Origin of the sequence: Kitasatospora sp. NPDC059571 (genome assembly GCF_042735675.1) — a bacterium.
Taxonomy (GTDB): Bacteria; Actinomycetota; Actinomycetes; order Streptomycetales; family Streptomycetaceae; genus Kitasatospora.
Map to the genome: position 1 here is coordinate 1 of NZ_JBHWBW010000553.1, position 4788 is coordinate 4788.

5 protein-coding genes and 3 tRNA genes are annotated in these 4788 nt (G+C 70.8%); 7 read left to right on the plus strand and 1 reads right to left on the minus strand.

Features of this window, described 5'->3' with window-relative positions:
• The first annotated feature begins 147 nt into the window (after positions 1 to 147).
• The 3 genes from ACFV0G_RS35310 to ACFV0G_RS35320 all read left to right on the plus strand — a co-directional run bounded on the left by ACFV0G_RS35310 (position 148) and on the right by ACFV0G_RS35320 (position 392).
• Positions 148 to 219, plus strand: a tRNA-Gln gene (locus ACFV0G_RS35310).
• A 21-nt stretch (positions 220 to 240) separates the two neighbouring features.
• Positions 241 to 313, plus strand: a tRNA-Glu gene (locus ACFV0G_RS35315).
• 4 nt (positions 314 to 317) lie between these two features.
• A tRNA-Gln gene (locus ACFV0G_RS35320) sits at positions 318 to 392 on the plus strand.
• A gap of 150 nt (positions 393 to 542) precedes the next feature.
• Here the strand turns inward: ACFV0G_RS35320 and ndgR are convergent.
• Entirely contained in the window at positions 543 to 1256 is a 714-nt protein-coding gene (gene ndgR, locus ACFV0G_RS35325; protein ID WP_030275730.1) for an IclR family transcriptional regulator NdgR, read from the minus strand.
• A 236-nt stretch (positions 1257 to 1492) separates the two neighbouring features.
• On the opposite strand from ndgR, the gene leuC reads away from it, so the two are divergent.
• The 4 genes from leuC to ACFV0G_RS35345 all read left to right on the plus strand — a co-directional run.
• Entirely contained in the window at positions 1493 to 2914 is a 1422-nt protein-coding gene (gene leuC / locus ACFV0G_RS35330) for a 3-isopropylmalate dehydratase large subunit (protein ID WP_380556777.1), read from the plus strand.
• A gap of 5 nt (positions 2915 to 2919) precedes the next feature.
• Positions 2920 to 3516 (plus strand): 3-isopropylmalate dehydratase small subunit, encoded by a 597-nt coding sequence (gene leuD, locus ACFV0G_RS35335; RefSeq protein ID WP_380556779.1) that lies wholly within the window; start codon positions 2920 to 2922, stop codon positions 3514 to 3516.
• 194 nt (positions 3517 to 3710) lie between these two features.
• On the plus strand, positions 3711 to 4058 hold the full coding sequence (locus ACFV0G_RS35340; protein WP_380556781.1) for a hypothetical protein: 348 nt from the start codon (positions 3711 to 3713) through the stop codon (positions 4056 to 4058).
• Positions 4059 to 4191: 133 nt separating this feature from the next.
• The coding region (locus ACFV0G_RS35345) for an HU family DNA-binding protein (protein ID WP_380556783.1) at positions 4192 to 4788 on the plus strand (597 nt) is incomplete at its 3' end.

Below are 4788 nucleotides of genomic sequence, written 5' to 3' on the forward strand. Positions count from 1 at the left end.
GGCGCCCGGGGGCCGCAGGCGTCCGGGGCCCTGCCTGCGGTTATCGATTTTGGAGCGGGGCCGGGCGTCGGGTAATGTTCTTTCTGCGCCGCCCGGGCAGGGAGGCGCGAGACACCGAGCGAAGGCCCCGCAGGGGTTGAACTCTGGTGGGGTATGGTGTAATTGGCAGCACGACTGATTCTGGTTCAGTTAGTCTAGGTTCGAGTCCTGGTACCCCAGCGCAGTACAGCAGTAGTGCAAGCCCCCGTTGTGTAGCGGCCTAGCACGCCGCCCTCTCAAGGCGGTAGCGCCGGTTCGAATCCGGTCGGGGGTACTTTTGGGGTATGGTGTAATTGGCAGCACGAGTGATTCTGGTTCATTTAGTCTAGGTTCGAGTCCTGGTACCCCAGCCAATAAGCTCCGGGAGACCGGGGCTTTTTTGCATGTCCGCGTCCTTGTGATGCCCGCGTCGTATTCCGCGGCATTCCCGTCCGTGCGCGCCGAAGGCCCGCCCCGTAATTCCCGGGGGCGGGCCTTCGGTCGTCCGGTGGCCGTCCGGCCGGTCAGCCGCGGCGCAGGGCCTCGGTGAGCCGGTTGGCCGCCTCGATGATGGCCTGGGCGTGCAGCCGGCCCGGGTGGCGGGTCAGGCGCTCGATCGGGCCCGAGACGGAGACGGCGGCCACGACGCGGTTGGAGGGGCCGCGGACGGGCGCGGAGACGGACGCCACGCCCGGCTCCCGCTCGCCGATCGACTGGGCCCAGCCGCGCCGCCGCACGCCGCTCAGCGCGGTCGCGGTGAACCGGGCGCCCTGCAGGCCCCGGTGGAGGCGCTCGGGCTCCTCCCAGGCGAGCAGGACCTGGGCGGCGGAGCCGGCCTTCATCGGCAGCGTGGAGCCGACCGGCACGGTGTCGCGCAGGCCGGAGAGCCGCTCGGCGGCGGCGACGCAGATCCGCATCTCGCCCTGGCGGCGGTAGAGCTGGGCGCTCTCGCCGGTGACGTCGCGCAGATGCGTGAGCACCGGGCCGGCGGTGGCGAGGAGGCGGTCCTCGCCGGCGGCCGCGGAGAGCTCCGCGAGTCGGGGGCCGAGGATGAAGCGGCCCTGCATGTCCCTGGTGACCAGGCGGTGGTGTTCGAGTGCGACGGCGAGCCGGTGGGCCGTGGGCCGCGCCAGACCGGTGGCGGCGACCAGCCCCGCCAACGTGGCGGGGCCCGACTCCAGTGCGCTGAGCACCAGAGCGGCCTTGTCGAGAACGCCGACGCCGCTAGTGTTGTCCATGTCTCGATACTGCAGTCTCAGTGGGCGAGACGCAAGTTCAATCTTCCGAGAAAAGCGCCACTCTTGATGGAGCAGCCCGGGAGACACCCAGGATGGACCCTCACCAAAGCGTCCACATCCTGGACAGACGATCCGGTGTGCAGGTCGCGACTCGCAGCGAGCCTCACCAGGGCGGCATGGGAAGAGACCTCGACGACACGAGAAGGCCGGCAATGCGGCCGGCTGGAGGGAACGCGATGGGACGGACACTCGCAGAGAAGGTCTGGGACGACCACGTCGTCCGGCGCGCCGAGGGCGAGCCGGACCTGCTCTTCATCGACCTGCACCTGCTGCACGAGGTCACCAGCCCGCAGGCCTTCGACGGCCTCCGGCTGGCCGGCCGCCAGGTCCGCCGGACCGATCTCACGATCGCGACCGAGGACCACAACACCCCGACCCTCGACATCGACAAGCCCATCGCCGACCCGGTCTCCCGGGTCCAGCTGGAGACGCTGCGCAAGAACGCCGCCGAGTTCGGCGTGCGCATCCACTCGCTGGGCGACGTCGAGCAGGGCGTCGTGCACGTGGTCGGCCCGCAGCTCGGCCTGACCCAGCCCGGCACCACCGTGGTCTGCGGCGACTCCCACACCTCCACCCACGGCGCCTTCGGCGCGCTGGCGTTCGGCATCGGCACCAGCCAGGTCGAGCACGTGCTGGCCACCCAGACGCTGCCGCTGGCCCCGTTCCGGACGATGGCCATCACCGTCGAGGGCGAACTGCCCGAGGGCGTCACGGCCAAGGACCTCATCCTGGCCATCATCACCAAGATCGGCACCGGCGGCGGCCAGGGCTACGTCCTGGAGTACCGCGGCTCGGCCATCCGCAGCCTCTCCATGGAGGCCCGGATGACCATCTGCAACATGTCCATCGAGGCGGGCGCCCGGGCCGGCATGATCGCCCCGGACGACACCACCTTCGAGTACCTCAAGGGCCGTCCGCACGCCCCCGAGGGCGAGGACTGGGACGCCGCCGTCGCGTACTGGCGCACCCTGGCCACCGACGAGGACGCCGTCTTCGACGCCGAGGTGTTCATCGACGCCGACTCGCTGACGCCGTTCGTCACCTGGGGCACCAACCCGGGCCAGGGCGCCCCGCTCGGCGCCAACGTCCCGAACCCCGAGGACTTCGAGGACCCGCAGGAGCGGATCGCCGCCGAGAACGCCCTGAAGTACATGGGCCTGGAGGCCGGCACCCCGCTGCGCGAGGTCCCCGTCGACGCCGTCTTCGTCGGCTCCTGCACCAACGGCCGGATCGAGGACCTGCGCGCCGCCGCCGCGATCCTGGAGGGCCGCCAGGTCGCCGAGGGCGTGCGGATGCTGGTCGTGCCCGGCTCCGTGCGGGTCGCCCTGCAGGCCGTCGAGGAGGGCCTGGACAAGGTCTTCACCGCGGCCGGCGCCGAGTGGCGCCACGCGGGCTGCTCGATGTGCCTCGGCATGAACCCGGACCAGCTGGCCCCGGGCGAGCGCTGCGCCTCGACCTCGAACCGCAACTTCGAGGGCCGCCAGGGCAAGGGCGGCCGCACCCACCTGGTCTCCCCGCAGGTCGCCGCCGCGACCGCGGTGCTGGGCCACCTGGCCTCGCCCGCCGACCTGTCCGACCGCGTCGCCGTGGAGGCCTGAGCACCATGGAGAAGTTCACCACCCACACCGGCCGCGCCGTCCCGCTGCGGCGCTCCAACGTGGACACCGACCAGATCATCCCGGCGCACTGGCTGAAGAAGGTCACCCGCTCCGGCTTCGAGGACGGCCTGTTCGAGGCCTGGCGCAAGGACGAGTCCTTCGTCCTCAACCGCCCGGAGCGCCAGGGCGCCAGCGTCCTGGTGGCCGGCCCGGAGTTCGGCACCGGCTCGTCCCGCGAGCACGCGGTCTGGGCGCTGCAGAACTACGGCTTCCAGGCGGTCATCTCCTCCCGCTTCGCCGACATCTTCCGCGGCAACTCGCTGAAGAACGGCCTGCTGACCGTCGTCCTCCCGCAGGAGACCGTCGAGCAGCTGTGGGCGCTCACCGAGGCCGACCCGACCGCCGAGATCACCGTCGACCTGGAGGCCCGCGAGGTCCGCGCCGAGGGCGTCACCGCCGCCTTCGAGCTGGACGACAACGTCCGCTGGCGGCTGCTCAACGGCCTGGACGACATCAGCATCACGCTGCAGAACGAGGCCGACATCGCCGCCTTCGAGGCGACCCGGCCGTCCTTCAAGCCGCGCACGCTGCCGGTGGCCTGACCGGCCAGGCCCCGCCCGTCCACCGGATGGCCCGTCTCCCCTCGGGGGGGCGGGCCATCCGCCGTTCGGGGCAGCCGGGGGGCGGGAGTTCACATCCTGGTCCGCTGTTGACGCGGGCCGGGAACGGCGCCGGGCATTTGGCCCCAACGGCCCCCTTGCGCAGGGCAAGTCGCGACAGATGGCACAATCGTTGCATGCACCGGCACGACGAACCTCCGTACGCGGGCAGCGATCCCGCGTCCACGGCAGGCGGCGGCGGTGCGGCCGGCGGTCGAATTGACGGCCGGACGGACGACCAGTCCTCAGCAGCTGAGGAACCGGACGACCAGGAAGTCGCAGCGCTCTACGCGCTCGTGGCCGAGCGGTTGAAGCAAGCCCACGCTCGCGTATCTGCGCTGAACGTGTCAACGGATGCAAAGACCGCTCTCACCCGTCAACTGCTGAGCGTCACGGAGACCGCCAAGCGCGATCTCCCGGGGGCCGCCCGGCGGTTGAGTCGCTTTGTGCAGGACCTCGACGCGGGCCGCCCGCCGCTGCGCTGAGGTCGCGAACGCGCAAATCCATTGCGACACTAGGGTGATTCACGCGTTTGGTAATTGAAAGTCCGCAGATACATACCTAACGTGCGAAATGAACGGATGGATTCATCCGGCGCCCGTTTCCGAAGGGGAAGACGTGAACAAGGCTCAGCTTGTCGAAGCGGTGGCCGAGCAGCTGGGTGGTCGCAAGGCTGCCGCAGAGGCCGTCGACGCAGTGCTCGACACCATGGTGCGTGCCGTCGTCGCAGGGGACCGGGTCTCGGTCACCGGCTTCGGCACCTTCGAGAAGGTGGAGCGCTCCGCGCGCTTCGCCCGCAACCCGCAGACCGGCGAGCGCGTCAAGGTCAAGAAGACCTCGGTGCCGCGCTTCCGCCCGGGCCAGGGTTTCAAGGACCTCGTCTCCGGCGCCAAGAAGCTGCCGAAGGAGGGCCCGTCGGTCAAGAAGGCCCCCAAGGGCTCGCTGACCCCCGGCAAGAGCGGCGCCACCACCGCCGCGGCCAAGCGCGCCGCCACCAAGCGCGTCGCCGCCGCGGCCGGCACCGCCGCCGCTGCCACCAAGAAGACCGCCGCCGCCAAGAAGGCGGCTCCCGCCAAGACGGCCGCGGCGGCCAAGAAGACCACCGCGACGGCCAAGAAGGCGGCCCCCGCCAAGACGGCCGCGGCGGCCAAGAAGACCACCGCTGCCGCCAAGAAGACCACCGCGACGGCCAAGAAGACCGCTCCGGCGAAGAAG